The following is a 26,345-nucleotide window of genomic DNA, read 5'->3' on the forward strand; positions in this document are numbered from 1 at the left end:
TATACAGCTATGAACTCTGAACAAGAACTATATTCACAATATGGAAAGGAACGTGCTTTCAATGTTCCCGACGGTTATTTTGACAGTTTCTCTATCCGGTTGATGACACGCATTAAGGATAACGGAACGGCCGGACGTCAACATTCTTCGCACATAGTTATCCGCTTCCTGCGTCCATTGGCTATAGCTGCTTCGTTCCTCGTAGTGGTACTGGTGGCCGGGCTGATGTTGTCAAGGCAGGAAAATCGTCGGACAAGTTCAGAACAAGGCTCTGTTTCTTCGGCAGTTTCCGTTTCCTCCTTTGCTGAAAATAATTCCCGAGACGTATTGGATGAGGCTATCGACTATATGGCTTTGGACGACGACGAGTTTTATGTTGCCGTTATTGACGAACAATAGTTGTTGACGAATAATAATATTAATCAGAATATAGGTTTATGAAGATAAATAAAGTCAGTCTGTTGCTTCTTTTCTCCTTTTCAGTGTTGATAAGTTATGCACAGGAGAAGTTCGATTCTCATAAGTTTACTGCTGAAATACATCGCTACATCGCTGCCAATGCCCATCTTACTCAGAAAGAGGCTGCCCGTTTTTTCCCTGTCTATGACGAAATGCAGCAGAAGCGTCGGGCGTTACATCAATCTTTGCGTTTCTATCGTCGTCAGGAACCGGCTTCGGAAGCTGCTGCCAAAGAGGCCATACAAAAGTGCGACGAGCTGAATATTAAGATGAAGGAATTAGAAAAAGACTATCATGCAAAGATGCTGAAGGTTGTTTCTGCCGTAAAGCTCAGCCAGATTCTGAAGGCAGAACATAGATTTCACCGGCAGTTCTTTCGTAGAATTGCCAAGCGCAACGGCAGGCAGCATGTCGCAAAACGGCGGAGATGACGTCCCATATCCTTTCTTTCGTATAAAATCACATTCAGAATATAAATATTGATGAATAAGTTTCGTATTCTATCTATTGCTTTCCTGTCTTTTCTGTTTTTGGGGATAGGAGGCTGTGTCTTTGCCGGCGGTCCTAAGAAACGTGAATTTCGGGGAGCTTGGATTCAGTGTGTAAATGGTCAGTTCCAGAATATTGGAACGGCGAGGATGCAGCAGATGCTGACCCAACAGCTTGATGCGCTTCAGAAAGACGGTGTCAATGCCATTATCTTTCAGGTTCGTGCAGAGTGCGATGCCCTCTATCCGAGCAGCTATGAACCTTGGAGCAAGTTTCTTACAGGACAGCAGGGAACACCGCCCTCGCCCTATTGGGATCCGTTGCAGTGGATGGTAGAGCAGTGCCACAAGAGGGGAATGGAACTCCATGCATGGATAAATCCCTACCGCGCCAAGACAAAGACAACCACTCGCTTGGCCCAGAACCACATAGCCGTTACCCATCCCGAACGTGTCTTTTCCTATGACGGGCTGTACGTTCTCAATCCCGGAATTGCAGAGAACAGGGATTATATCTACAAGATAGCAGAAGACATTGTCAGACGCTACGACATTGACGGATTCCATATCGACGACTATTTCTACCCCTATCCTGTGGCTGGGCAGACAATTCCCGACCAAAAGGAGTTTCAGGAACACGGCCATCTCTTCAAGAACATAGGCGACTGGCGGAGAGACAACGTAAGTGTTTTCATCAAGCAGCTTGGCGACGCCATCCACGGCGTCAAGCCTTGGGTGAAATTCGGCGTGTCGCCGTTCGGCATCTACCGTAATGCAAAGAGCGCGCCGGGAGTTGGCAGCCGGACAAACGGACTACAGAACTACGACGACTTGTATGCTGATGTTATACAATGGGTAAACAACGGGTGGGTAGACTATTGCGTTCCGCAGATTTACTGGGAGATAGGCAACAAGGCTGCAGACTACAAGGAGCTGATAGGGTGGTGGAACAATCATGCAGGAAACCGTCCCTTGTACATCGGGGAGGATGTACTGCGAACCGTGAAGAATGTCGACCCGCAGAATCCCCGTTCCCACCAGCTGCCGGCCAAGCGTCGTCTGCACGGGCAGGCCGAGAACGTTTCGGGGACCGTTCTTTGGTATTCTTCCTCCGTAGTTCAGAATCCCGGCAATTACGAGACGCTTCTCCGCACCAACTACTGGCGTTATCCGGCTTTGCAGCCCTCCATGCCGTTCATTGACGGCCAGCCCCCCCGGAAGCCCAAAAGCGTGAAGGCCCGTTGGACGAGCGATGGGTACTGCCTGACGTGGAAAGCTCCGAAGGGTGAAGGATGGCAGGATGCCCCCTATAAGTACGTCGTCTATTGTTTCGCACAGGGAGCACCGGTCAACTTGGACGACGCTTCCAAGATTGTAGCCATCACCTCTGAGCCGATGGTGCGCCTGAACTATCGTGACGGTAACGACAGATATACTTTCGTCGTTACCACTTTGGACAGGATGAGCAATGAAAGCACGGGCAAGAAAAAGAAGGTAAAATTGTAGCTTTCGTATATAGTCGAAAGACTGCAACAAAAACTGTAAGGGACAGGCACTCTCATCTGTTTAAGGCAAATAAGCCGGATAGACACGGGCCTGTCCCTTATTGGTGCTAATTGTTCAAAAAGAATGAACGAAAGAGTATATTCCGGCTTATAATCACTCATCCGTTCCGGGAGTATAATGCAAATTGTGTCAGCGTACAAAAAACCAGAACGGCATGGTTTATTTTATCGTCCGCTAAGCATAGAACATCCATACACGAATCAGGCCCGATACTTCGGGGCTTCTGCAAAACTATCATTTCAATGACTTTCCCTCCTTCTTTCTTTGCTGTTTTGGAAAACTTTTCATATCTTTGCCGTAGAATTACGACTATTAAAGAATGAACACAAGAGAGAATCATAGCCATACACAGCAGCACCTATATAATATAAGGTGTAGGCATGAGTATGTATGTCTTTCTGACAGACAATCGGGAAAGGGAAATTTTCATCGGGATGAAAAAAAGTTGCCGGATTATTTGGCAGTTCCAAATAATTTGTTACTTCTCTCTCTCTCTCTCTCTCTCTCTCTCTCTCTCATATATATAGGTAACGTATCTGACGCAACCCCGCGCTTTATCCCTCACGCTTACGCGTGCGGCGGCAGCCGTCAAACGCCCGTAGGCAAAGGATTCCCGGAAGTTTCCTTTGCGCGTTCCGCCATGTCCCTTTTCAGTCGGGCCAAGCGTGGTACAGCGACCGAATCCTCCCTTTTCAGACATCAGAAAAGCCGCTTGCCGCGTGCGGTAAATTTATATACGGTTAGCGGAAAATTTCTAACCGTATATAAATTTACGGGGAAGCGGTTAGAAAAATATTTCTATACGTATAGAAATTTTCCGCTAACCGTATATAAATTTAAAGCCTCCCCGAATCCCGGTTTCAGGGAGCGGAGACAGGCTGCAAGACAAAGAGAAAAACGGGCAGACAGCCCTGACGTGCAATAGGCACGGATACTATTGACTTAAAACAATTCGAGTATGAAAGTAAAGTTAATCAAGCGGAAGAATCCGCAGAAGAAAACCGAGGAGAAATTTTATGCCAATCCCGTCAATGCCGGCAGAAAGAGCCTGCGCGACATTGCACGCGACATCTCCGGCCGCTCGTCGCTGACGCGCGGCGACATCGAGAACGTGCTCTTCAATTTCATCGACTGCCTGCCGGGCTATCTGCGCGACGGGTTCAGCGTGCAGCTGGGCGACTTCGGAACGATGCGCCTCACGCTTTCGAGCAAGGGAGCGGAGAAGGAAAAGGATTTCAACACCGATGACATCAAGCCCCGTGTTACGTTCACTCCGGGCGTTGAGCTGAAAGCCTCGTTGCGCGAAACGTCATACGAGACGGTGAAGGAGAAGGGCAGCCAGTCGGGCAGCGGCGACGACACTCCCGTTCTGTCATAAGAAAGAAACACATGACTCTTAAAATTACTTGGGGTGCAAGGTCCGTCGCTATGACGGGTCTTGCACCATTTTTTTATGTCCGTCCGTCTGCGCTTCGCCTGCAATGGGGAGAGAATGTGCGCAATGAACGGATTTCGGCGCAGAGAACCTTCCTTATGACAATTGACAGCGCAGGGACAGGTGCCCCGTCTGCCCCTGCAGGCTCTGTTAACCGTTAAATTCTGTGGCGGAAAAGGTTAAAAACAAGAGGCGGAAAAGGGCAATTGAATAAAAATGACTATCTTTGCTACTCGTAATCGAAAAGAAACAGCAGAATGATGAAGAAAATATGGGCACTTGCCGTCGTTCTCCTGCCTCTGGCGGCCGTGGCACAGAATACGCTGACGCCGGAAGAGCAGCTCCGGCAGGCGGAGCGGCAGCTGACAGAGGCCCGGAGGCAGCTCGAAATAGCCGAGCAGAACCTTGCAAGGGCAAGGGAGGCTGTCTCGGAATCAGTTTCGGCGGGAACCGTAAAGGAGGGTGAAGCCGTTCGGCCGTCTTCATGGGCGGTGCCTGCAGGCGGCGAAGGCAATAGTGCCGCAACCCCGAAAGGCAGGCCATCCCTCCCCAAGGCCGACGATGTCTATCTTCGGCCAGACTGTATCCCTCTTGTCGACGGCAAGGTGGTCTGGTCGGAACGGGTCGAAGTGCCCGGTGTGCCGGCTGAGCGGCTTTACGACAAGGCCCTTGCGTTTCTGACAAGACTCACGAAGGAGGAGAATCAGTTGGCTGAGAGCAAGGTTGCATTGGTCAATCCGGGAGAGCACAGCCTGATTGCCACCATCCACGAGAAACTCGTCTTCTCGTCCACATTCCTGTCGTTGGACTTCAGCAAGTTCAACTACGTATTGCAGGTGAGCTGCACCGACGGGGCTGCGGTGCTGACCATGACCCGCCTGACTTATAACTACGACGTGCAGGGAAAGGTCAGCAACTATACTGCCGAGGAGTGGATAACCGACAAGGCCAGCGTCAACAAGAAGCGCACGCGCCTGCTTCCCGTTTCCGGCAAGTTCCGTCGGGCGACCGTCGACCGCAAGGACTATATATTCAAGGTTTTCAAGGATTCATTAAAGTAAAGACTTTCATTCCCTTATCTCATTATTATCTTATTATGACAGAAGAACTTCAGAACAGTACGGCACGCCGTCCCAGCCGTCGCCGCCGTCCGGCAGAGCACGACCGGTTCATCCATACGCGCCAGTGGCTCAACGGTATCTTCATGTTGGGGGCCATTGCCGGCGTCATCGTTATGCTGATGTCGGAAGACAGGACGGTTGGCATCATCATCGTCTTGGTCTCCATGCTATTCAAGTTTGTCGAAGCCTTATTGCGCATTATCCGTTGATGATGAGAAGAATCTCCCTGCTTATAGCCGCAATGATGGCAGCGTGTGCCGTCAATGCCCAGATAGACGATTTTCAGGCGGTGGACGACGGCACGTTTGCTGCCGAGGGCTATCAGAACAACCGCCGTCTCGGCAGGTCTGATTCCGTGCAGAGTCAGCACAAGATTGTTCCGCGCGGCCTGAAGGTCTGGACGATAGACGAGCGGTTCGGCAACCGGACCGAAGCCACGCCCGACACGCTTTCGGAGATGTATATGAACACTATATTCACCACAGGACTCCGTGGCGAGTACAATTCATTGGGCAATCTCGGCTCACCGCGCGAGAACCGCATATTCATAGACCGCGAAGACGCGTCCGAGTTCTTCTTCCTCGACCCCTACGGCTACGCCATCACCCAGCCGGGCGACTTTCATTTCACTTCCAGTCTGTCGCCTATAACCAACCTTTCCTATAATACGGCAGGAAACAGAACCAACGGGGAAGACCATTTCAAGGCTCTCTTTGCCGTCAATGCAGGCAGGAAGTGGGGTTTCGGATTTAAGTTCGACTATCTGTACGGGCGTGGCTATTACAGCAACCAGAGTGCCTCGCATCTTGACTATTCCATGTGGGGCTCTTATCTGGGCGAACGCTATCAGGCGCATTTGCTGTTCTCGCTCAACCATCAGAAGGTAGCCGAGGGCGGAGGCATAACCAACGATGCCTACATTACGCATCCCGAAACGTTCAACGAGAGCTTCACCGAGGAGGAGATTCCCACGCAGCTTACGAAAAACTGGAACAGAAATGACAACCAGCATGCTTTCTTCAACCACCGCTACAGCCTCGGATTCTTCAGGAAAGTACCGATGACGAAGGAGGAGATAGAGGCCCGTAAGTTTGCCCTCAAGTCGAAGCAGGCCCAGCAGGCGGAGAAAGCCAAGGAGAAGGCGCGCCGTCAGTCGCAGAAAGACGGGGAGGAGTTCGACGAGGAAGCTACGACAGGAACCATGCGGCTAATTCCGGCCGGCCCGATGATGCCAAGATTGTCGGCGACGCGCCTGCTTCCGCTTCCAAGAAGCAGGACGGTGGAGGGCGGATTACGGTAGACCTGCAGGATTCCGTGCAGATGAAGCAGCTTGCCGAAATCCCTGCCGTCGTGAAAGACACGGCAGACCAGTGGATGAAAGAGGAATACGTGCCCGTTACGAGCTTTATCCATACGATGCGGTTCGACAACTATCGCCGTATCTATCAGGCATACGCCACTCCCGACAATTACTATAAGAACGATTACTACACCTCTCCCGATGCGCCGGGCGATTCCATCTACGACCGCACCCGGCACTGGTCGTTCCGCAACACCTTTGCCGTCGCCCTGTTGGAGGGTTTCAATAAATGGGCGAAGGCAGGCCTGAAGGCGTTTGCCTCTTACGAGCTGCGCCATTACGAACTGCCGTCCGTCCTTGCCCCCACAGCCTCTGCTGCGGCTATGTTCGATGGCTATCAGGCGTGGAATCAGCACGACTTGTCTGTCGGCGGACAGCTGTTGAGAACATCGGGCAATACGCTTCACTACGACCTTACGGGCGAAGTGTGGGTGGCAGGAGCCAATATGGGACAATTGCATCTGGACGGCCATGCCGAACTCAACTTCCCCTTGTTGGGCGACACGGTGCAGTTGGCGGCAACTGCCTTCTTCCACCGCGATTCGCCGTCGTTCTATATGAATACTTTCCGTTCGCGGCACTTTTGGTGGGATAACAATACCGGTTTTCAGACGCACACGCGCCTGCTCGGAGAGTTCGCCTTGGAAAAGACGCGCACGCGGCTCCGCGTCGGCTACGATATGATAAAGAACTATACTTATTTTGGCCTTCAGAACGACCGTGTGGCTAATAATGACAATTATCTGGTGCAGAACAGCGAGGCAAATGTACGTCAGCACGGCAGTCCCATCAGTCTTCTTACCATTCAGCTTCAGCAAGATTTCCGGCTGGGTATCCTCAACTGGCAGAATGTGCTGACCTTCCAGAAGTCGAGCGAGCAGGAAGTGCTGCCCCTTCCGGCGTTCAATGCCTACTCCAACCTGTTTATCAGATTCAGGATAGCCAAGGTGCTTGATTGCGATTTCGGGGTAGACGGCCGCTACTTCACGAAGTATTATGCCCCCGAGTATATTCCGGGAATCGGAGCTTTCGGTATTCAGGAGACGGAGGCAAGCCGCACGGAGATAGGCAACTATCCGCTCCTGAACGTCTATGCCAACTTTAAGCTCCAGCACACACGCTTCTTTGTAATGTACTCTCACGTGAACAGCGGCAGTAGCGGTGATTATTTCTTCATGCCCCACTATCCGCTCAATCAGCGCATATTCCGTTTTGGAGTCAGCTGGAACTTCTTCAACTAAATGCAATGATTCCTGAATAGGAGACGGAACGATAAACATAAACCAAGCATGACAGACCCGGTAAAAGGAAATATCAGTCAGCCACAGCCTGTTGTCGCTGCCAATTCGGCAAAGGCGTGGCTTTTGGCAGCACGTCCGAAGACACTGACGGGGGCAGCTGTTCCCGTTATGATTGGCATCGCTTTCGCGCTGCGGTTGGGCGGATGGGACAGCTTCAGGTTGCTGCCTGCCGTTCTTTGTTTTCTTTTTGCGTTCATTATGCAGATAGATGCCAACTTCATCAATGACTATTTCGATTGTCTTAGGGGCAACGACGACGCAGCCACGAGGCTCGGCCCGAAACGGGCGTGCAGCGAGGGATGGATAACGCTCCCTGCCATGCGCGCAGGTATTGTCGTTACGACGGCTTTGGCTTGCCTGACAGGGCTTCCGCTTATTGTCTATGGTGGTTGGGAGATGATAGTCGTCGGGTTGGTCTGTGTCGCTTTCTGTTTCCTTTATACTACGCGGCTGTCCTATCTCGGACTTGGCGACCTTCTTGTCTTGGTCTTCTTCGGTATTGTTCCCGTGTGCCTGACTTGCTATGTTGTTCTTCCCGAGGGGGCGGAACGCATCGACTGGCACGTGTTCTCGGTTTCTGTCTGGTGCGGACTGGTAATAGACACCCTGCTGGTTGTCAACAACTATCGCGACCGGGAGAACGACCGTAGGGACGGAAAAATGACGTTGGTGGTACGAATCGGCGAGAAGTATGCCGAACGGCTCTACCTCGGGCTGGGATTGGCGGCCGTGTTGGGCGTACAGCTTACGGTTTGGGACGGTAACCGTCAGTGGACGGATTTCGTCGCCTTCTTCTTGCCGGATGTCTACCTCTTCCTCCATGTCCTGACCTATCAGCAGATGATACGCATACGGAAAGGGCGCGAACTCAACAAGATACTGGGACAGACGGCCCGGAATATGTTTGTCTTCGGTATCGTTACGACGCTCGGTCTGCTCATGGCCTCTTGACAAACACGATAGTCTCCGCTGTCATTTTCATTATAAATAATTATTCAAAACGATGTCGAAGAACGTAAATTTGGACTTGATGGAATTTGTCGAGCAGCAGATACTTCCCCGCTATACTGCTTTCGGGAAATCGCATGGACTCACTCACGTACAGCGGGTTATCCATAATTCCATGGAACTTGTGCGCGTTACGGGTGCCGACCCCAATATGGCTTACGTCATAGCTGCCTACCACGACCTCGGCATGGAGGGGCCGCGTGCCATCCACCACATTACGGGCGGTAAGATTCTCACTGCCGATGCCCGGCTAAAGAAATGGTTCTCGCCCGAACAGATTAAGATAATGAAAGAGGCGGTGGAAGACCACCGTGCCAGCAGTTCCCGTGCACCGCGCAGCATCTACGGGAAGATTGTTGCCGAGGCCGACCGCGACTTGGAGCCGGAGATGATTTTCCTGCGTGCCGTACAGTTCGGTATGGAGAATTACCCGGAGAAAAACGAGGAGCAGATGTGGCAGCGTTTTCATGCCCATATAAAGGAGAAGTATGGCCGTTCGGGCTATCTGAAGCTGTGGATTCCCAATTCTCCCAATGCTAAAAACCTTGAGATGATTCGCCGGACCATCGACGACGAAGCAGAATTGCGCAGGGTTTTTGAGAGAATTTACAAGTTGTCTTCAGACCGCGCACAAGGCGGGTAATCACCCGGCCGTGTCTGTTGATATATAGAAATTTCCTCCTGAAAGGAGGCATCCGTTCTTTTCCGAAGGCGGAAAGAAATAGAATAGCAAATAGAACAAACCATTACAAATATGAACAAAGAAGAATTGATGAGAAGGGCCATTGAGCTTTCCGTTAACAGCGTGCGTAACGGAGGTGGCCCGTTTGGGGCTGTCATTGCCAGAAATGGGGAGATTGTTGCGGAAGGAAGCAACAGCGTTACCATTGATACCGATCCTACGGCTCATGCCGAGGTCTCCACCATCCGCAAGGCATGCAGGAAACTCGGGACGTTCGACCTCTCGGGCTGTGAGATTTATACTTCCTGTGAACCGTGTCCTATGTGCCTCGGTGCCATTTACTGGGCACATCTTGACAAGATATACTATGCCAACGACCGCAAGGATGCCGCCGACATAGGCTTCGACGACGATTTTATCTATCAGGAAATAGATGTACAGCCCCAGTATCGCAAGAAACCGTCGGAGATTCTCCTCCGTAACGAAGCTATGGCTGCTTTCGATTTATGGCGCAATAAGGCCGACAAGACGGAGTATTAAGTGCTCTCCCCTGTGTTTCCTTCTTTTTGCAGTTATTGCAGATGAAGCATCCGTCTTGTCTGTACGTAATCAGGTAAAAGGCGAATATGGAGTTTGTAACCTTCGTATTCGCTTTCTTTTTATTCAGCATGTTTGTCTTCGTTTTATCTAAATGTAAAGATTAATTTTTGTCCTCGGAAGATATGATAGTCAGATGGACAGAAAGGCATGGTGAAAGCGGCACTTTGGTCTGGTGATTGTGCCGTTTTCAGACTGCGAAAACGGCACTTTCTATACACCAAAACAAGAGTTTTACAATTTAATCGTCTAATTTTGCACTTGCTATTGGAATCTACCCTCTACGTACGGTATAGGATGTAAATAAAAATGTAGAAAAAACTTTTAGAAAAGTTTGGCAGTTTCGGATATTAATAGTATCTTTGCACCGCATTTGAGAACAATGCTTGGCAACTCGGTTAAACGAGCCCTGACTGGAAGGATGGGTGAGTGGCTGAAACCAGCAGTTTGCTAAACTGCCGTACGCTTCCGCGTACCGGGGGTTCGAATCCCCCTCCTTCCGCTCATTTGGAAGCAAGTTCTTGAATGAAAAGGCTAACGGTCGGTTCATCTAACGGTTAGGATACAAGATTCTCAATCTTGGCATACGAGTTCGATTCTCGTACCGACTACAAAAAGAGAAAGATAAGGTCTTTCTCTTTTTTATTTATTCAATAGTCTGTTTCTTTTTTATGGAGATGCCTGCATGTAATTGTTATTTTTTGCTTACTTTTGCACTCGTTTATTGGCATTAAACATTAAAAGTAAGATTCCAAATGAGAAGATTGATGATAATCCTTGTTTTATCTGTTTGTACCTTGATGGTCAGTGCGCAGAAAACAATTGATGGTATTCGGTTTATGACTGCGTATGGGCAGCTGTCCGATACGCTAATAAGCAGATTTGGTGTTCCGGTAACGGAAACAAGGGAAAAGCTGGTATTTGCGGATGTCGTTTTCGATGGTGAGAGGTACAGCGAGGCTAACTTTTTCTTTGACGAGAAGGGAAGAATGCATTTGCTCCGACTGAAGAAAACCTGCGTTGACAAGTCTACAGCCGTGGCAAGTATGAATAGTTTATGGGAAAAATACGGGGGCGAATATCAAACGACGGAGGATGAAACACCGGAGGACGGGAAGTTCGTGGTTGGATTTGACACTGGTGGTGCAAGGCTGTTTACCATTTCAACATTTCGTAATCGTTGCGATATGACTTTCGGCCCATTTCTGAGATAGTGCTTGGAAGGGAGACTCGTTAGCTTGATGGCTTCGAGACTGTCCTATTTGCATGGATGAGATGGGGAATATTAGTAGTTGTATGCGATATCGTACTTTTGTTTTATTTGATATATGAAGAGATTATATTTGCTTATTGTGTGCTTGACAATTGTCTTCGGGGCGTCAGCCCAGACTATGGGGGAGTTGTGGGCAAGTATGCCTGATTCTGTCGTTCCCTATCTCAATCAGACCTTACGGGAACAGATGGTTCAGGAAAAGGAAGCAGGAGGCTGGATGCCCGTGGAAAACCTGTCGGGAGATACGAGCGTTGTCAGCTTGCTGACAAGTAATTACATGAAGGTGAAGCTCAGCAATTCGTCTGTTATAGAGTTGAAGCTGTTGGATGAGAAGACTATTGCCATGGTGCAGACATGGTTTGGCCCTGAGCCGGAAAGCAGACTGACTCTCTATTCTGTTGCATGGCAGTCAATGCCGTCAACGTTTTCTCCTGTCTGCTTGACGGAGAAGCCGGATACGATGAGTACCGATGAATATGAGCATCTGTTGGCTTTACTGGAACCCCAATTAATATGGTTGCAGCTTTCGGAGAAAGATAATAGCCTGTCTGTCCAATATGCCCAAATAATGCTCACGTCTTCTGAACGACAGGAGGTTTCGGCTATAGTTAAGCAAACAAAATATAATTGGGACGGTAGCAGATTTAAGTAATGTTAATCTTACACTCTTTCTGCCTTGGAAACTTTGCAAGTTAATAATAAATCCCTAACTTTGCATCGTGTTTTTCATGGTATTAGATTATTAAGGTTAATAAAAGATTGATTGTCGTGAGACAATCAATTTTTTTGTTTCTGCTTCTATGTGAAATTATTCTTATGTTCTCTTTTGGTCGTTTCTTATATTTTTACTACTTTTGTGCCAAAGAAAATTAGCTGAAAACATGAATCTGAAAGTACGTTTGGCACTGATGAACTTTTTGGAGTTCGCAGTGTGGGGAGCTTATCTGACCTCTATGGGGCGTTATCTTGGGAACCTTGGCATAGGAGAGAACATAGGTTTGTTCTATTCCATGCAGGGAATAGTGTCTATCTTCATGCCTGCCCTTATGGGTATTGTGGCTGACCGCTGGATTCCTGCCCAAAGGCTGTTGGGTCTGTGTCATCTTTTGGCAGGATTGTTTATGTTCGGCACTGCCGCCTATGGTCTTGGTGCAGGAAGTGCAGCTGAGTTTCATATCATATTCGGGCTTTATTCCTTGTCCGTTGCCTTTTATATGCCTACGCTGGCTTTGACCAATTCGGTTGCTTACTCTGCATTGACTCAGGCAGGAATGGATACGGTCAAGGATTTTCCGCCTATCCGCGTCTTCGGTACTATCGGATTTATTCTTACAATGTGGCTGGTTGACATCATGGGCTTTCAAAGCAATCAGAACCAATTTGTTACCTCGGGTGTCGTAAGCATCATATTGTTCTTCTATACATTCACCTTGCCCAATTGCCAAGTTTCAAGGGATGTGGAGAAGAAGAGTCTGGTAGATGCCTTCGGGCTTCGTGCCTTTACCCTGTTCAGGCAAAAGAAGATGGCTATATTCTTCATCTTCTCCATGTTGTTGGGTGTGAGCCTTCAGATAACCAACAGCTTTGCCAACCCGTTCCTGTTCAGTTTCGGGGCGCAACCTGAATTTGCCGACAGCTTCGGCGTGCAGCACGCAAATATCCTAATCAGCCTCTCGCAGGTGAGCGAGACTTGCTGTATTCTCCTCATTCCCTTCTTTATGAAGCGATACGGGATAAAGAACGTCATGCTGATTGCCATGCTGGCTTGGGTGCTTCGCTTCGGCCTGTTTGGTCTTGGTAATCCCGGCACGCCCGGAGTGTGGCTGTTTGTCCTCTCCATGGTAGTGTACGGCGTAGCGTTCGACTTCTTCAACATCTCGGGTTCGCTCTTCGTAGACCGGAGTACGGATGAGAAGATACGGTCTTCGGCCCAAGGGCTCTTCATGCTGATGACCAACGGCATCGGTGCTACAATCGGGACACTGGCGGCCCAAGCCATCATCAACCGCTTTACGCATCCGTTGCCCATAGGCGGCGATGTCCTGACGGTAGGAGACTGGCAGACGTGCTGGTTCATCTTCGCGGGCTATGCCTTGGTTGTTGCGATTAGCTTTGCATTGATATTCCGTCCCAAACATTCGTAATGGATAAGGTACAGCTCTTTTTCAGAGGAGTTACTGAGATTGTAGGCGAAGAGGTATAGGACTGCTGATTCTGGCAGACCGCTCCGAAGCCCGTCAGGTGGCAATCGTCTGTGATGGCCCGAGTGAATACCAGATAGGGATAAGGTTGAACAAGGCCCCCAATTTAGAGACCCTGCTGCCGGAGACGTTGTGCCGTCTGGTTCCGCGGATGGATGCGGAACATTACGAGATATTCTTCAGTTCAATAAACAACGGTCAGTACAAGGCGTTGCTGACTGACAAGGCGACGGCCGAAGCCATTCCCGTAAGGGCTTCGGACGCGGTGTTGCTCTCGCTGATAGCGAGGCTGGACATTTTTATGGAGCGGCATCTCTTCGACGTGCAAAGCGTCTCTATGAAAAAGGACAATTCGCGCATGGCACTGCCCGTGAACGCCTTGGACGACGTCATGCTACAGAAGGCGCTCGAGCGAGCCATTGCTAACGAGAACTACGAGTTGGCGTCTTATCTCAGAGACGAGATAAGGCAACGTCAAGGATAGCTCCGTCGCTGAAAATCATTTATATGCACTCTGTATGAAAGAAGTCAGATTCTTCTATGTTCCCGACGCGCAGCACCGGGAAGAGCTTCCGCAGGACGAGGCCGTGCACGCGCTGCGTGTCCTCCGCCTGCAGCCGGGGGACGAGATGTTCCTCATGGACGGCGAGGGATGCTTCTGCAAGGCCGCGGTAACGGTGGCCAGCTCCAAGCACTGCCTCTACCGCATCGTGGAGACCCTGCCGCAGGAACGCGCGTGGCGTGGGCGGATTCATCTGGGAATCGCCCCCACGAAAGACATCGGGCGGATGGAATGGATGGCGGAGAAGGCAACGGAAGTGGGATTTGACGAAATTACGTTCCTGAACTGCAAGTTCTCCGAACGCAGAAACATCCGTACCGACCGCATGGAGCGGATAGTCGTCTCGGCCATGAAGCAGAGCCGAAAGGGGTGGAAGCCACAGGTAAATCCGCTTTGCAGCTTCTCCGATTTCGTTGCGGCACCGCTTGGCGGCCGGAAGTTTATCTGCCACTGCTATGAGGAGATAGAGCGGAAAGACTTCTTCACGGAAATCGGGAGGTCCACCGGCGACGACGACATAACGGTGCTGATAGGGCCAGAGGGCGATTTCTCCACCGACGAGGTACGGCTCGCGCTGAAGCATGGCTACGAGAGCGTAACGCTGGGCAGCAGCCGCCTGCGTACGGAGACGGCAGGGCTTAGCGCGGTCATGATGTCGCAGCTGGCACGACGCTCCGAACGGGCCTTGCTGTCCTGCCGGGCATCGGCAGACGGAGAACCGTCTGCGTAGATTTTCCGACGTTGCACGGCAGGTACAAATTGCCGTGTTTTTTAGAAGAGAGATAATAGCTTTTCATGGACAGGATATGCCTTTTCTGGAAAAGCATTATACGTTTTCATAGAAAAGTACGTACGTTTTCACTTAAAGGTACGTACGTTTTCACTTAAAGGTACGTACGTTTTCACTTAAAGGTACGTACGTTTTCACTTAAAGGTACGTACGTTTTCACTTAAAAGTACGTACGTTTTCACTTAAAAGTACGTACGTTTTCACCTAAAAGTACGTACGTTTTCATTTAAAAGTACGTACGTTTTCACTAAAAAGTATATACGTTTTAACCGAAAGGTATATACGCTTTCGCTAAAAGCATTACATGTTTTGGCAAGAAGCATTATTTGTTTTAGTCAAAAAGTACGTGCTTTTAAGGTGAAAATCCTGCAGATTCTTTCTGTCGTAGTGTTGCAGACAGGCCTACAATGGGGCTGCAAAGACGGGCGTCGGTCTACGTTCTGTTTACCAGACTGATTAAGAGCAGGCGGTCGGTGGGGGAGACGCTGTGTTTGTCGAGCATGTATCCGTCCTTGTCGAACTCGTCGGCAAGGTCGGCATGTCTGAGATTCTTCCACTGGCGGAACCTGTCTATTGCTGAAGCAATGTTGCCGAGCAGCCAGTCGGCATAACCTGCATTGAGATAGTCTTCGGCTGACGGGGCGTTGCTGAACAGCTGCTCATAGAGATTGGCGGCTTTTGCGGCATTGCCGTCGCAGAGGAGCGTCCACGCGAGCACGCGCTTCACGTTGTCGTTGTCCGGATGTTCGAAGTCAAGGCGGTAGAGGCTTTCGAGTGCTTCCTTTGTACGGTCGAGTTTCAGCAGGGCGATGGCGCGGCTGATTTCGAACGATATGTTTCCGGGCTGTGCGAGCAGCAGGGCGTCGTAAGCGTCGACGGCAGTCTCGTAGTCTTCCATTTCCATTGCTGTGCGTGCCTTCCCCTTCTGCGCCCATTCGTTGTCGGGCTGGAGGTTGAGCGCATGCTCGAAGTTTTCGGCTGCCACGGATAGATAGCCGTGGTGCAGGCAGCTGTAGCCCGTGAGGGTATGGTACTGCGTGGTGTCGGCATAGAATGTCGGCAGCAGCTCTTGCAGCTGGTCGTAGCGGTGGTGACGGAAGAGGTAGGTGGCGAGTGCGCCCTTCCGTGCATCCAATCCGGTCTGTATGAAAATTTTGTACTCGAAGAAGAAGGCGTCGGCATAAAATTCGCTTTTCCCGTCGTCCTTGAAGGGGTTGAGCAGATGGGCCGCACCACCGTAGAGGCGGTAGAACCGGTAGAGGTCTTGCAGATACATCCGGCGTATATAGGCTGGGCTTTGGGTGTCAATGTCCGACGCTCCGATGCCTACAGCCTCGTCGGAATTGAGCATCTCGAGCATGTTTTTGGGTATGCGGTCAATGACGGCCGACATGGCAAGGGCAAGCGAATACTTGTCTGACTCGCAGAAGCTGCCGCGCTCCATCAGCACGTCGAGGAAGCGGGATGGCCCGAGCTTGTCCACCGTGGCCCGCAGAGCGGGATGGGCGATGTAGAAGGGCATGAACCAGTTGGCCATTTGGCTGAAGAAAGGAAAACGCTTCATCTGCCGGAAGCCTCCGAAGTAGATGTCGGAACCTTGCTGCTGCATGCTCATCATCTTCTGGATGTTGGCTTCCATCTGTTCCATCTTCTCGTCCTCGTCGCTGTTCCCGAGTATCCGGTCGGTGGGGTCTTCCTCTTTCTCCTGTATGCCGAAGCGGCTGATGGTCAGGTTGGAGTTGCGCATGATGTCGGGCATGATGTTGCGCTGTATGTGCTCGTGGTCCTTCTCGGCATCCATGCAGCTGAAGAGCTGCTGCTGTAGTTCGAGCAGCTCACGTGTCGTCTGCCTGTCTTCACAGAGCCGTTCTATGTGGCTGCGCTGTTCGGGAAATATGTCCATCTCGTCGAATATAGTCAGTACCCAGCCAACGAGTGCGCGCTGCCTTACGTGCTCGTCTTCCGCATGTTCGTAGACGTTTACAAGGGTCTGAAACTTATGGATGTCGAAATGGTTCATGTTGGCAATGAGGAGCGCGGAGAGAATGAGCTGCTGGTCGGTGGTGTCTATCATGGGAGAGAGCAGCAGGGTGGTGTAGAAGTCTTCGTCGTCTACCGTCCATTGGCATGAAATCCACAGAGCGTTGAAGAGGCGTTCCATGAATGTCTGATGGCGGTTGTAGAGGGCTGCCGACCGCTCCTTCTGCATGTCTTCCGGCTCTAAAGAGAGCATGGCTATGTCGGAGACGAAGCTTCGAGCACTGAGCGGATGAAGTCGTGCCCCATGTTCAGGTGGTCGCTGAGGCGGAAGGCGGTGATGTATGTGTCGGTATTCTTGCAGTTCCAGCTTATAAGCAGGTCTGCCGCCACACGGTAGAGCCGCCTCACGAGCGTGTTGTACATCTGTTCGCGCTGCGGGTCGTTGAAGCCGCGGAGCATAAAGTCCTGCATGAGGCGGAAGTCTTTGCCGATGGCATCGAACTCGTCGTGTCCTATAAGCGAGGGTTTTTGTTCGTAGAGGGGACGGAGCAGGGCAATGGCCTCGCTGAGTTGGCGATTTATGATGTGGCTGGTGGCGGTGCTGATAGTTTCGTTGGCGTTCATTGCTGATGACTTTTTATTGTAATAGGCTGGCGGATTAGAGGAGCGGCAGTCTTTACCGGCCTTGTCTCCATTAATGTTTTCTCGCTTGTAGAACATCCGACGGACGGGGAGCGTTCGCTTTCTCGTAGATTATTTTCGGCAGACTCTTGGCAACAGCCTTGTCGGCTTGCATGTATTTCTCTATCAGGGCGGCGTAATAGGCGGTTCCGTTTTTGTTGATGAGTTCGACAGCTTTATCGTAAGCCTCCCGGAAAGCGTTTTGCTGAAGGGTTCGGTTGTCTTTTTCTATAAAGGCAATGACACCGGGACGGAAGGCATCTTCTGCCGAGTCGTAGAGCACGTTATGCCCTGAGAGCCGGGCTTGCGTGGCTTGTGGTTCAGCGAACCAGAAAGCGTCAAGCTCGTTATTCTGTAACATCTTCATGCGGACGAAGACGTCGTTTATTTGCGAGCGGAATACCTGATATTTCGGTTGGGCGGCCTTGACTACCTTGTCGGTCAGCATGTCTGTGGCTGAAAAGCGGGTCATGGCGACAATCTTATCGCTGAGGTCGGCAGGCTTCGACAGCTTGGACTTGCGGTTGCCGATGAGCTGCCAACTAAGGTTGGTGCCTGTCATGTAGGTTATGGGTATGTGCCGGATTCTCCTCAGCCGTTCCGTCCTTATCAGGTCGGATGCCGCTGCCTGTACGTGGCCCCGTATGATGGCTGTGTCGCAGTCCATCTGTGCATTGAAGCGGAGCAGGCGGATGTCAACCTTCGTTGTATCGTAGAGCACGCTGTCCTTGAGCAGGTAGATGGGCAGGCAGTCCATTGTCGGCATGACGGCAATCTTGAAGGCTGCCGTGTAGGCCGCCTTCTCCAGTTTTGTCTTCTCTGCCTCTGCTGCCTTTCGCTGTTCTGTTGTCTGACCGCAGCTTGTGAGTGCCAGAATAGCTAATATAAGGAGGTAATGTAATCGTTTCATTGTCTTGCAAAATTAAGCATAAATTTTGTAACAAGGAAAATTATTGTTACTTTTGTCGTGCAATGGCAAAGGATAAGATAGCATACGTCTGCAACAACTGCGGACAGGAAAGCACGAAGTGGATTGGGAAATGTCCCAACTGTGGCCAATGGAATACTTTCAAGGAGATACGCATCGCCTCCGATACAGGGACGGCAGCAGCGCGCAATGCCGCCCGGACTATCAGGGCAGGCGAATCGGTGGTGTTTGCGGCCGGAAAGAACGTGGCACAGCGACTGCGTGATGTCTTGTCGAAAGAGAACCGCGGACCGATATGTGCGATGCCGAGCTGAACCGCGTGCTCGGGGGCGGACTCGTGCAGGGGAGCATCGTCCTCTTGGGAGGCGAGCCGGGCATAGGTAAAAGTACGCTGACGCTTCAGACCATTCTCCGCATTGACCGACGCGTGCTTTACATCAGTGGCGAAGAAAGTCCTCATCAGATAAAGATGCGTGCGGAGCGTATCAGCAGGGATATTCCTGACAATATCATGATTCTCTCCGAAACATCTTTGGAGAGAATCTTCGAGCATGTGAGGGAAGTCAAGCCCGAGCTGATAGTCGTCGACTCCATTCAGACCATTGCTACCGAAGAGGTTGGCAGCAGTCCGGGCAGCGTGGCGCAGGTACGCGAGTGTGCAGCCGCCCTGCTGCGGTTTGCGAAGACGAGCGGTGTGCCTGTTATTCTCATCGGACATATTAATAAGGAAGGCAGCATCGCCGGACCGAAGATACTGGAGCATATCGTCGACACGGTCATTCAGTTCGAGGGCGACCAACACTATATGTACCGCATCCTCCGAAGCATCAAGAACCGTTTTGGCTCTACTTCGGAACTGGGTATCTACGAGATGGAGCAGAACGGACTCCGGCAAGTGAGCAACCCGTCAGAGCTGCTGCTTACCAACGACCACGACGGCCTTTCGGGCGTAGCCATATCAAGTGCCATCGAGGGCGTGCGGCCATTTCTTGTAGAGACGCAGGCTCTTGTCTCTTCGGCAGCCTACGGCACTCCGCAACGTTCTGCAACGGGCTTTGAACAGCGTCGCCTGAACATGCTTCTTGCCGTGTTGGAGAAGCGGGTAGGCTTCAAGCTGATGCAGAAGGACGTATTCCTCAACATTGCCGGAGGACTGCGCGTTACGGACATGGCCATGGACCTGAGCGTCATAGCCGCAGTACTTTCGTCGAACGTAGACACACCGATAGAGTCCGGATGGTGTATGTGCGGCGAGGTGGGACTGAGCGGTGAGGTACGTCCCGTGAGCAGGATAGAGCAGCGCATAGCCGAAGCCGAGAAGTTGGGCTTCCACCATATTATCATACCGAAGTACAATCTTCAGGGATTGACCCACAACTACAATATAGAGTTGCATCCAGTCCGCAAGGTGGAAGAAGCCCTGCGTGTTCTTTTCGGATAGCCAATACCCAATAGTAGGTATTTTATACGTGAATGGCAGCATCGTTTATTTTCTTAGCCTTTTTCTTCGTACCTTTGCAAAGGGCAGAGTACCACAGCGAATGTTTCTGTTGCTCTGGCGTATCAGCTGCTTTCTGCTGGATAAATTATTGTGATGGAACGGCAAAGGCAGACTCTTAACAGGAAAGGCAAACATTATGAAGCTATCAGAACTAAAGACCGGTGAGACCGGAATCATCATAAAGATTTCCGGCCACGGAGGATTCCGCAAGCGCATCATTGAGATGGGATTCATTGCAGGAAAACAGGTGGAGGTGCTGCTCAATGCACCGCTGCGCGACCCCGTGAAATACCGAATCATGGGCTACGAGGTCAGCCTGCGGCACAGCGAGGCAGAACTCATAGAAGTGCTTTCCGAAGAAGAGGCGAGGCGGATGGGACACGGCAGAGAGCAGGAGGTGAATCCGGCCATAGAGGTGGACAATTCTGACCCCGATGAGCAGCCGCTTACGCCCTCCGAGCTGACCGATGCCGCCAGCCGCGTCCGCCATACCATCAGCGTTGCACTGGTCGGCAATCCCAATTGCGGAAAGACATCGCTTTTCAACTTTGCCTCCGGGGCGCACGAGCGTGTGGGCAACTACTCGGGCGTTACCGTAGATGCCAAGTACGGGCGTGCGGAGTTTAGCGGCTACGAGTTCGACTTGGTCGACCTTCCCGGCACTTACAGCCTGTCTGCCTATAGCCCCGAGGAACTCTACGTGCGCAGGCAGCTTGTAGAGAAGACGCCCGACATAGTCATCAACGTCATTGACTCGTCCAACCTCGAACGCAACCTCTATCTGACGACACAACTCATCGACATGCACGTGCGCATGGTCTGCGCCCTCAACATGTTCGACGAGACCGAGAAGCGCGGCGACCATGTAGACTGCGAGAAGCTCTCCGGTCTCTTCGGAGTGCCGATGGTGCCGACAGCGTTCACGTCAGGACGCGGAGTAGAGGAACTTTTCCGGCAGATAATCAATATTTACGAAGGCAGGGAAGACGAGAACCCTAACTACCGTCACATACACATCAACCACGGACACGAGATTGAAAACGGTATTGCCGAGATGCAGGAGCACCTGAAGGCCGAGCCGGACCTGCGCCAACGCTATTCTACCCGCTACCTTGCCATCAAGCTGTTGGAAAACGACAAGGACGTGGAGCAGTATATCGGCACGCTCTCCGATGCCGGTGAGATATTCGCCCACCGCGACGAGACGGCGGCCCGCGTGAAGGAGGAGACCGGCACCGACAGCGAGACGGCCATCATGGACGCCAAGTACGGATTTATCAACGGGGCCTTGCGAGAGGCCGGCTATCTGGCGGGAAAGAAAAAGGACACCTATCAGATTACGCATCTGGCGGACAGGGTGCTGACCAACAAGTACGCAGGCTTCCCGATATTCTTCCTTCTCCTGCTTGTAATGTTCACCGCCACCTTCGTCATCGGCCAATACCCGATGGACTGGATAGAGGCAGGCGTGGCATGGCTTGGCGAAACGGTCAGCACGACGCTGCCCGAGGGTCCTGTCAGGGACATGCTTGCCGACGGAGTGATAGGCGGCGTCGGCTCGGTCATAGTCTTTCTGCCGCAGATTCTCATTCTCTATTTCTTCATCTCGTATATGGAAGACAGCGGCTACATGTCGCGTGCCGCCTTCATCATGGACAAGCTGATGCACAAGATGGGACTTCACGGCAAGTCGTTCATTCCCCTTATCATGGGTTTCGGCTGCAACGTTCCGGCCGTGATGGCCACGCGGACCATCGAGAGCAGGAAGAGCCGACTGATAACGATGCTCATCCTTCCGCTGATGAGCTGTTCGGCCCGTCTGCCCATCTACATTATGATTACAGGCTCGTTCTTTGCCCTGAAATACCGCTCGCTCGTGATGCTGTCGCTCTATCTTGTCGGCATCGCGATGGCAGTCGTCCTGAGCCGCATCTTCTCCATGACCGTGGCCAAGGGCGAGGATACGCCTTTCGTGATGGAGCTTCCGCCTTACCGTTTCCCGACGTGGAAGGCCATCGGGCGGCACACATGGAGAAGGGAAAGCAATATCTGAAGAAAATGGGTGGAATCATCCTCGTTGCATCCGTCATCGTGTGGGCACTGGGCTACTTTCCTCTTCCCGACGATCCGGATGTCAGCCGGCAGCAGCGTCAGGAGCAGAGCTATATCGGGCAGATAGGGAAGACCATTGAGCCTGTCTTCCGTCCGCAAGGCTTCGACTGGAAGCTCGACGTGGGCCTGATTGCCGGCGTGGGGGCCAAGGAGATAGTTGCCTCCACGATGGGCGTGCTGTATTCCGATGACGATTCTTTCGGCGACGACAGCGGATATAATAATGCAGACGGAAAGTACGACCGCCTTCACAGGCAGATGACGGCCGACGTGGCCCGTCTTCACGGCATCAGCTATGAGGAGGCCGGGCCGATAGCCACGCTTACGGCCTATTGCTTCCTGCTTTTCGTACTCATCTATTTCCCCTGCATCGCCACGATTGCGGCCATCAAGGGCGAGTCGGGCAGCTGGCGTTGGGCACTCTTTGCCGCAGGCTATACCACAGGGCTGGCGTGGGTGGTCAGTGCAGTTGTTTTTCAGGTGGGAATGTTCTTTCTATGATTAGGCAGAAAAAGTTGGCGAGCTTTTTGAGAAAAGTTGGCGAACTTTTTTAAAAAAGTTGGCGAACTTTTTGATAAGTGCTTGTGAGCTTCCCGTAGACGGTCCTAATTCTCCTTGAAGAATACTTGGCGTCAGGCAGGTATTAAGGCCATGCGACGGCAATATATTCCACGGATTACTTATCAAAGTGCCCCCGAAAGTCTGTGATGACTTTCGGGGGCACTTCGGCAGGGTGGCTGTTCTTGTCTGGCTGATGCCTCTTCATGATTTTCGGTGTTGCTGCCTATCCGAATATTTTCCTGAAGATTCCTTTCTTTTCGCCTTTCTTTTCCTGTGCCGGACTGGGGACATTGTCAGGGGCTGCTTTCTTGATTTCTCCGTCGGGAACGTCTTCACCTTCTATGATACCTGCCTTTCCCCATTGCCCGGCCAAGGTCAGCGAGTCGCTCATGGCCGTGGCTTCGTCCGTGTCGTATTCTTCCAGCAGCAGTCTTGCCATGTCTGCAACGCTGAAGCTGTCCATGCCCTGAACTTTCTTCCACAGGTAGGCAGAGCTTTCGTTCATGGAGATGATATTGCTGAAGTCTATGTTTTCCTCTCCCTCTGCAACGATGATGCTTTCTCCGCATACGGAGCGGAGGTTGAATCCTTTCTTTGTCTTCATATTTTTGTATATTTAGTTTCTTTCTTGGGGTTCCTTGGGTACTTTGAAGAAGAGGCTCCTGACTATATTCCCAAAAGCCTTAAAGTTTTTGGGGCTGTCGTTTATAGGTCTTTCGGAAATCGTCCGCCTGTCCGTCCGGGAAACTTTGCGCCCTCTTGGACGGGACTTTGGCTAAACAGGCCCGAACAGCGGAATCCATAGCCTGCGGTATATGCCCAGCAGGTATCTCCGGACGGGGTAGAGGCTTGTCCACAGACGGCTGTAGATTTTCCACTTTCTGCCGTCGGTCTTGTCCATCCTTGTTCTTCCCTTGCGGTAGAAGCCTATGACGGCACCCACGATGTTGTCTGTCTTGCAGTGCTCTGCCGTAAGGTTTCCGTCGCCCAGCAGGGTTACGTCATCGCCCGATATGCCGGTGATGCGGTGGAGGACGAAGTGGCCGGGCGAAATCTCGGCAAGGACGGGGTCGCCGGTCCTGACGTGTGCCGGCTTGCAGAGAAGGGCCTTGTCGCGGTTGTCTTCGAGAAACGGGCGCATCGAAACTCCCCGTAGACGCAGGGTTACGGTGTGCCCCTCGCTTAGCATCTTAACTATTTCGGGAATCAGTTCAGCATTGGGAAATTGTATTTCCTGCATGTCTGTCAGCTGTTTTTTCATGCCCGGTCTCCTGCAATGGCTTGATGGCAGACGCGTGCCGCCTCTGCGTCGGGAAGGCAGTGGAGGGTGTATATGCCGGTCGTCTCCACCAGCCTTGTTACCGTATCGCATATCATGTTGTAGATTTCCGAATCCCATTTCATGCTTGAGCAGCAGGGCAGGAGCGAGGCGAAGGCCTCTATCGGCGGCAGCCTTTCTACGGAGTTCTCCTTGGCGCGGTCTATCTTGGTAATGGCACCGAGGCGTGCCTTGACGTTTCGGTAGCAGGGAGTCTTTCCGCTCCACGGGCTGCCGTATATCCATGCTTTGCCGCCGGTGATTCTGACGACGGGGTTGTCGTCGTTCATCAGGTCGGAGCCGGGTATATGCCTGAGCCACATGCCGGCCTGAGTGGACTTGCCCGTTCCGCTCTTGGCTATGAAGGCGTATCCGCGGTGGTTGTTCCTGACGAGGGAGGCATGGATGAGCACCGCCCCGAATCTGGCTCCTGCAAAGGCGAAGACGAGCATCAGGGCGTTGTTGAGTCCGAAGGTCCGCATGGTGGTGTTCCCGTTCAGCGCGCAGCGACATTCGGAGAAGTTTCTGTTCGTTATCAGCAGGCAGCAGTCCGAACCGTTTATGTCCTTTATGATGTACTGGTATCCTCCGTCGTCAATTCGGTCTACCACCGTGTCCCCGTTGCCGGTGTCAACCGTCCTGATGCGCTTTCTCCGGGACTTGGCTACGGGTTGCAGCATGTCGTCTACCGTCAGGCGGAAAAGCGGCTCGCCCTGTGGCGAGTCTTGCCGGAAAGGCTCGAACGAACGGATGATGTGTGCTCTGTTCTTATCTGACTCGGCAAAGCGGACGCATACATCGAAATCGGCAATCCGATAGTTATTTATCTCCATCGGCACCCGGCTTGTCTGCTTTTGCCTCTGCTTTCTTTTCAGGCTTTTTCCCTGCATCCCCGGTCACTTCCCCGGACATGCCGTCCGATTCGGAATAGGGAGCTATTGGCTTGAAACGGAACTGGTCGTCGGTGATGGCATTGACGAGGAAGTGGTTCTTTGTCCTTGCCGTGTACCTTGCCTGCATCTTCACGTATTTCTTCATGGCCTTCTTCTCGTTGTCTGCATAGACTACCACGCAGGTCGGGCGCAGTTCTCTGTTCAGGGTTTGCAGATAGCTGCGGAGCTGGTAGGCGTATTGGTCGCGCTCGTAGAGAAAGTGTGTGCGGTTGTCTTCTACGTATGCGTCTACGGGCTGGACGGAGGTGAAGTAGACCGTCGAGTCGTTGAACGAGGCTGCAAAGCCAAACATATATACCTTGGCCGGCTTATGGCCATCCTTTGCTGCTGCGTTTGCTGCCAGGCCTAAAAGCAGGGCTGCCAGAAAGATTATTTTTCCGAGCTTCATTTTTCTTTTGATTTGCTTGCTGTTTTATTGTTCTTATTGTCCTAAATACGCTTTGAGTATCTGGCTCTTGGTGTGCTGGCGCAATCGCCTGATGGCTTTTTCCTTGATTTGCCTGACTCTCTCGCGTGTGAGGCAAAAGCGTTCGCCAATCTCGTCCAGCGACATTTCGTGCTGATGGATTCCGAAGAAGGCCCTTACTATATCGCGCTCCTGTCGGGAAGTATGTCGAGCACGCTGTCTATCTCGTTTCTGAGGCTTTCAGCGACAAGTTCCCTGTCTGCCGAATGGGAGTTGTCGCCCGGCAGGACATCGAGCAGGGTGCCTTCTTCTCCGTCGTTGAAAGGTGCGTCAACGGATACATGCCGGCCGTTTGTCTTCAGTGCATCGAGTATTTTCTCCTCCGGCAGGTCTATGTCCTCGGCTATTTCCACCACGTTGGGGCGACGCTCGTTTTCCTGCTCAAACCTGTTGAGCATCCTGTTAATCTTATTGACGGAGCCGACCTGATTGAGCGGAAGCCTTACCATCCTGCTTTGTTCGGCAATGGCCTGAAGGATGCTTTGCCTAATCCACCATACGGCATACGATATGAACTTGAATCCGCGGGTCTCGTCAAACTTTTCTGCGGCTTTTATGAGTCCGAGGTTTCCCTCATTGATAAGGTCGGGAAGGGACAGGCCCTGATTCTGATATTGCTTTGCCACCGACACCACGAAGCGGAGATTGGCCCTCGTCAGTTTCTCCAAGGCCTTTCGGTCGCCCGACTTGATGCGTTGGGCCAGTTCTACTTCTTCGTCTGAAGAGATGAGTTCTTCGTGCCCGATTTCGTGTAGGTACTTTTCGAGAGAAGCACTCTCCCGATTGGTGTACAAATTCGTGATTTTCAATTGCCTCATACGTATGGGGTATTATTTAAGCTGCACAAATTTACACAAAATCAATGAGTTGAGCAAATGAAACGGAGAAAAAGTGATGTTTCCTCTGCCTTAATGCAGAAATGCTTTTTCCTGATGAATATTTAAGAATATGGAATGTCCCGGTCTGTCTTGCAGGATGTTGATCGTCTTTCTTCCTTTCTGC

General features: G+C 51.6%; 23 protein-coding genes, 2 tRNA genes and 3 pseudogenes. 20 read left to right on the top strand and 8 right to left on the bottom strand.

Annotation, left to right across the window (positions count from 1 at the left end):
• Positions 1–9: 9 nt before the first annotated feature.
• From JCM15908_RS02900 to JCM15908_RS02980, 17 genes and pseudogenes are all read left to right on the top strand, one after another.
• Positions 10–399: a hypothetical protein gene (locus tag JCM15908_RS02900; RefSeq protein ID WP_025002202.1), complete on the top strand. Its 390-nt coding sequence runs from the start codon at positions 10–12 to the stop codon at positions 397–399.
• 38 nt (positions 400–437) lie between these two features.
• Positions 438–890 (top strand): hypothetical protein, encoded by a 453-nt coding sequence (locus tag JCM15908_RS02905; protein ID WP_025002203.1) that lies wholly within the window; start codon positions 438–440, stop codon positions 888–890.
• Positions 891–941: 51 nt separating this feature from the next.
• Positions 942–2,453, top strand: coding sequence for a glycoside hydrolase family 10-like protein (locus JCM15908_RS02910; RefSeq protein ID WP_025002204.1), 1,512 nt, complete (start codon positions 942–944; stop codon positions 2,451–2,453).
• Positions 2,454–3,471: 1,018 nt separating this feature from the next.
• Positions 3,472–3,891 (top strand): HU family DNA-binding protein, encoded by a 420-nt coding sequence (locus JCM15908_RS02915; RefSeq protein ID WP_025002205.1) that lies wholly within the window; start codon positions 3,472–3,474, stop codon positions 3,889–3,891.
• 314 nt (positions 3,892–4,205) lie between these two features.
• Positions 4,206–5,009, top strand: coding sequence for a DUF4468 domain-containing protein (locus JCM15908_RS02920; RefSeq protein WP_051530746.1), 804 nt, complete (start codon positions 4,206–4,208; stop codon positions 5,007–5,009).
• Between the two features lie 35 nt (positions 5,010–5,044).
• Positions 5,045–5,278, top strand: coding sequence for a hypothetical protein (locus JCM15908_RS02925; RefSeq protein WP_025002207.1), 234 nt, complete (start codon positions 5,045–5,047; stop codon positions 5,276–5,278).
• Positions 5,279–5,280: 2 nt separating this feature from the next.
• Positions 5,281–7,670 (top strand): annotated as a pseudogene (locus JCM15908_RS11915) (putative porin).
• A 48-nt stretch (positions 7,671–7,718) separates the two neighbouring features.
• Positions 7,719–8,681 (top strand): 1,4-dihydroxy-2-naphthoate octaprenyltransferase, encoded by a 963-nt coding sequence (gene menA / locus JCM15908_RS02935; protein WP_051530747.1) that lies wholly within the window; start codon positions 7,719–7,721, stop codon positions 8,679–8,681.
• Between the two features lie 52 nt (positions 8,682–8,733).
• Complete coding sequence (locus JCM15908_RS02940; protein WP_025002209.1) at positions 8,734–9,381, top strand: HD domain-containing protein; 648 nt, start codon at positions 8,734–8,736, stop codon at positions 9,379–9,381.
• A 111-nt stretch (positions 9,382–9,492) separates the two neighbouring features.
• Positions 9,493–9,960 carry a nucleoside deaminase gene (locus JCM15908_RS02945; protein WP_025002210.1) on the top strand — a complete coding sequence of 156 codons (468 nt, stop codon included), beginning with the start codon at positions 9,493–9,495 and terminating at the stop codon, positions 9,958–9,960.
• 472 nt (positions 9,961–10,432) lie between these two features.
• A tRNA-Ser gene (locus tag JCM15908_RS02950) sits at positions 10,433–10,519 on the top strand.
• A 37-nt stretch (positions 10,520–10,556) separates the two neighbouring features.
• Positions 10,557–10,628, top strand: a tRNA-Glu gene (locus JCM15908_RS02955).
• A gap of 144 nt (positions 10,629–10,772) precedes the next feature.
• On the top strand, positions 10,773–11,231 hold the full coding sequence (locus tag JCM15908_RS02960) for a hypothetical protein (RefSeq protein WP_025002211.1): 459 nt from the start codon (positions 10,773–10,775) through the stop codon (positions 11,229–11,231).
• Positions 11,232–11,345: 114 nt separating this feature from the next.
• Positions 11,346–11,942 carry a DUF3256 family protein gene (locus JCM15908_RS02965; RefSeq protein ID WP_025002212.1) on the top strand — a complete coding sequence of 199 codons (597 nt, stop codon included), beginning with the start codon at positions 11,346–11,348 and terminating at the stop codon, positions 11,940–11,942.
• A gap of 229 nt (positions 11,943–12,171) precedes the next feature.
• The gene (locus JCM15908_RS02970) at positions 12,172–13,434 is read left to right on the top strand and encodes a nucleoside permease (protein ID WP_025002213.1); all 1,263 of its coding nucleotides are present in this window, start codon (positions 12,172–12,174) and stop codon (positions 13,432–13,434) included.
• 97 nt (positions 13,435–13,531) lie between these two features.
• Positions 13,532–13,975, top strand: a complete 444-nt coding sequence (locus tag JCM15908_RS11920; protein ID WP_306303697.1) for a UvrB/UvrC motif-containing protein — start codon at positions 13,532–13,534, stop codon at positions 13,973–13,975.
• Between the two features lie 34 nt (positions 13,976–14,009).
• Positions 14,010–14,783, top strand: coding sequence for an RsmE family RNA methyltransferase (locus JCM15908_RS02980; protein WP_025002214.1), 774 nt, complete (start codon positions 14,010–14,012; stop codon positions 14,781–14,783).
• Positions 14,784–15,276: 493 nt separating this feature from the next.
• Here the strand turns inward: JCM15908_RS02980 and JCM15908_RS11925 are convergent, their stop codons facing one another.
• The 3 genes from JCM15908_RS11925 to JCM15908_RS02990 form a co-directional block, all read right to left on the bottom strand.
• Positions 15,277–17,076: a tetratricopeptide repeat protein gene (locus JCM15908_RS11925; RefSeq protein WP_234396356.1), complete on the bottom strand. Its 1,800-nt coding sequence runs from the start codon at positions 17,074–17,076 to the stop codon at positions 15,277–15,279.
• Positions 17,077–17,078: 2 nt separating this feature from the next.
• A complete protein-coding gene (locus tag JCM15908_RS14990) occupies positions 17,079–17,447 on the bottom strand; it encodes a hypothetical protein (protein WP_234396357.1) in 369 nt (122 codons plus the stop codon).
• Between the two features lie 70 nt (positions 17,448–17,517).
• Positions 17,518–18,414, bottom strand: a complete 897-nt coding sequence (locus JCM15908_RS02990; RefSeq protein ID WP_025002215.1) for an ABC transporter substrate-binding protein — start codon at positions 18,412–18,414, stop codon at positions 17,518–17,520.
• Positions 18,415–18,476: 62 nt separating this feature from the next.
• Here JCM15908_RS02990 and radA point away from each other — a divergent pair.
• The 3 genes and pseudogenes from radA to JCM15908_RS15555 all read left to right on the top strand — a co-directional run bounded on the left by radA (position 18,477) and on the right by JCM15908_RS15555 (position 22,546).
• Positions 18,477–19,873 (top strand): annotated as a pseudogene (gene radA / locus JCM15908_RS11930) (DNA repair protein RadA).
• A gap of 196 nt (positions 19,874–20,069) precedes the next feature.
• Positions 20,070–21,986 carry a ferrous iron transport protein B gene (gene feoB, locus JCM15908_RS11935; RefSeq protein WP_373277403.1) on the top strand — a complete coding sequence of 639 codons (1,917 nt, stop codon included), beginning with the start codon at positions 20,070–20,072 and terminating at the stop codon, positions 21,984–21,986.
• Entirely contained in the window at positions 21,962–22,546 is a 585-nt protein-coding gene (locus tag JCM15908_RS15555) for a nucleoside recognition domain-containing protein (RefSeq protein ID WP_373277404.1), read from the top strand. Before feoB ends, JCM15908_RS15555 begins: the two co-directional genes overlap by 25 nt.
• A gap of 283 nt (positions 22,547–22,829) precedes the next feature.
• Here the strand turns inward: JCM15908_RS15555 and JCM15908_RS03005 are convergent, their stop codons facing one another.
• From JCM15908_RS03005 to JCM15908_RS11940, 5 genes and pseudogenes are all read right to left on the bottom strand, one after another.
• The gene (locus JCM15908_RS03005; RefSeq protein WP_025002216.1) at positions 22,830–23,210 is read right to left on the bottom strand and encodes a PqqD family protein; all 381 of its coding nucleotides are present in this window, start codon (positions 23,208–23,210) and stop codon (positions 22,830–22,832) included.
• Positions 23,211–23,381: 171 nt separating this feature from the next.
• Positions 23,382–23,867: a S24/S26 family peptidase gene (locus JCM15908_RS03010; RefSeq protein WP_025002217.1), complete on the bottom strand. Its 486-nt coding sequence runs from the start codon at positions 23,865–23,867 to the stop codon at positions 23,382–23,384.
• Entirely contained in the window at positions 23,864–24,757 is an 894-nt protein-coding gene (locus JCM15908_RS03015) for a hypothetical protein (RefSeq protein WP_025002218.1), read from the bottom strand. The genes JCM15908_RS03010 and JCM15908_RS03015 overlap by 4 nt, the downstream gene beginning before the upstream one ends.
• On the bottom strand, positions 24,744–25,265 hold the full coding sequence (locus JCM15908_RS03020; protein WP_025002219.1) for a hypothetical protein: 522 nt from the start codon (positions 25,263–25,265) through the stop codon (positions 24,744–24,746). Before JCM15908_RS03020 ends, JCM15908_RS03015 begins: the two co-directional genes overlap by 14 nt.
• Before the next feature lie 33 nt (positions 25,266–25,298).
• Positions 25,299–26,161 (bottom strand): annotated as a pseudogene (locus JCM15908_RS11940) (sigma-70 family RNA polymerase sigma factor).
• Between the last annotated feature and the right edge of the window lie 184 nt (positions 26,162–26,345).

Origin of the sequence: Prevotella dentasini JCM 15908 (assembly GCF_000614065.1) — a bacterium.
GTDB classification, from domain to species: domain Bacteria; phylum Bacteroidota; class Bacteroidia; order Bacteroidales; family Bacteroidaceae; genus Prevotella; species Prevotella dentasini.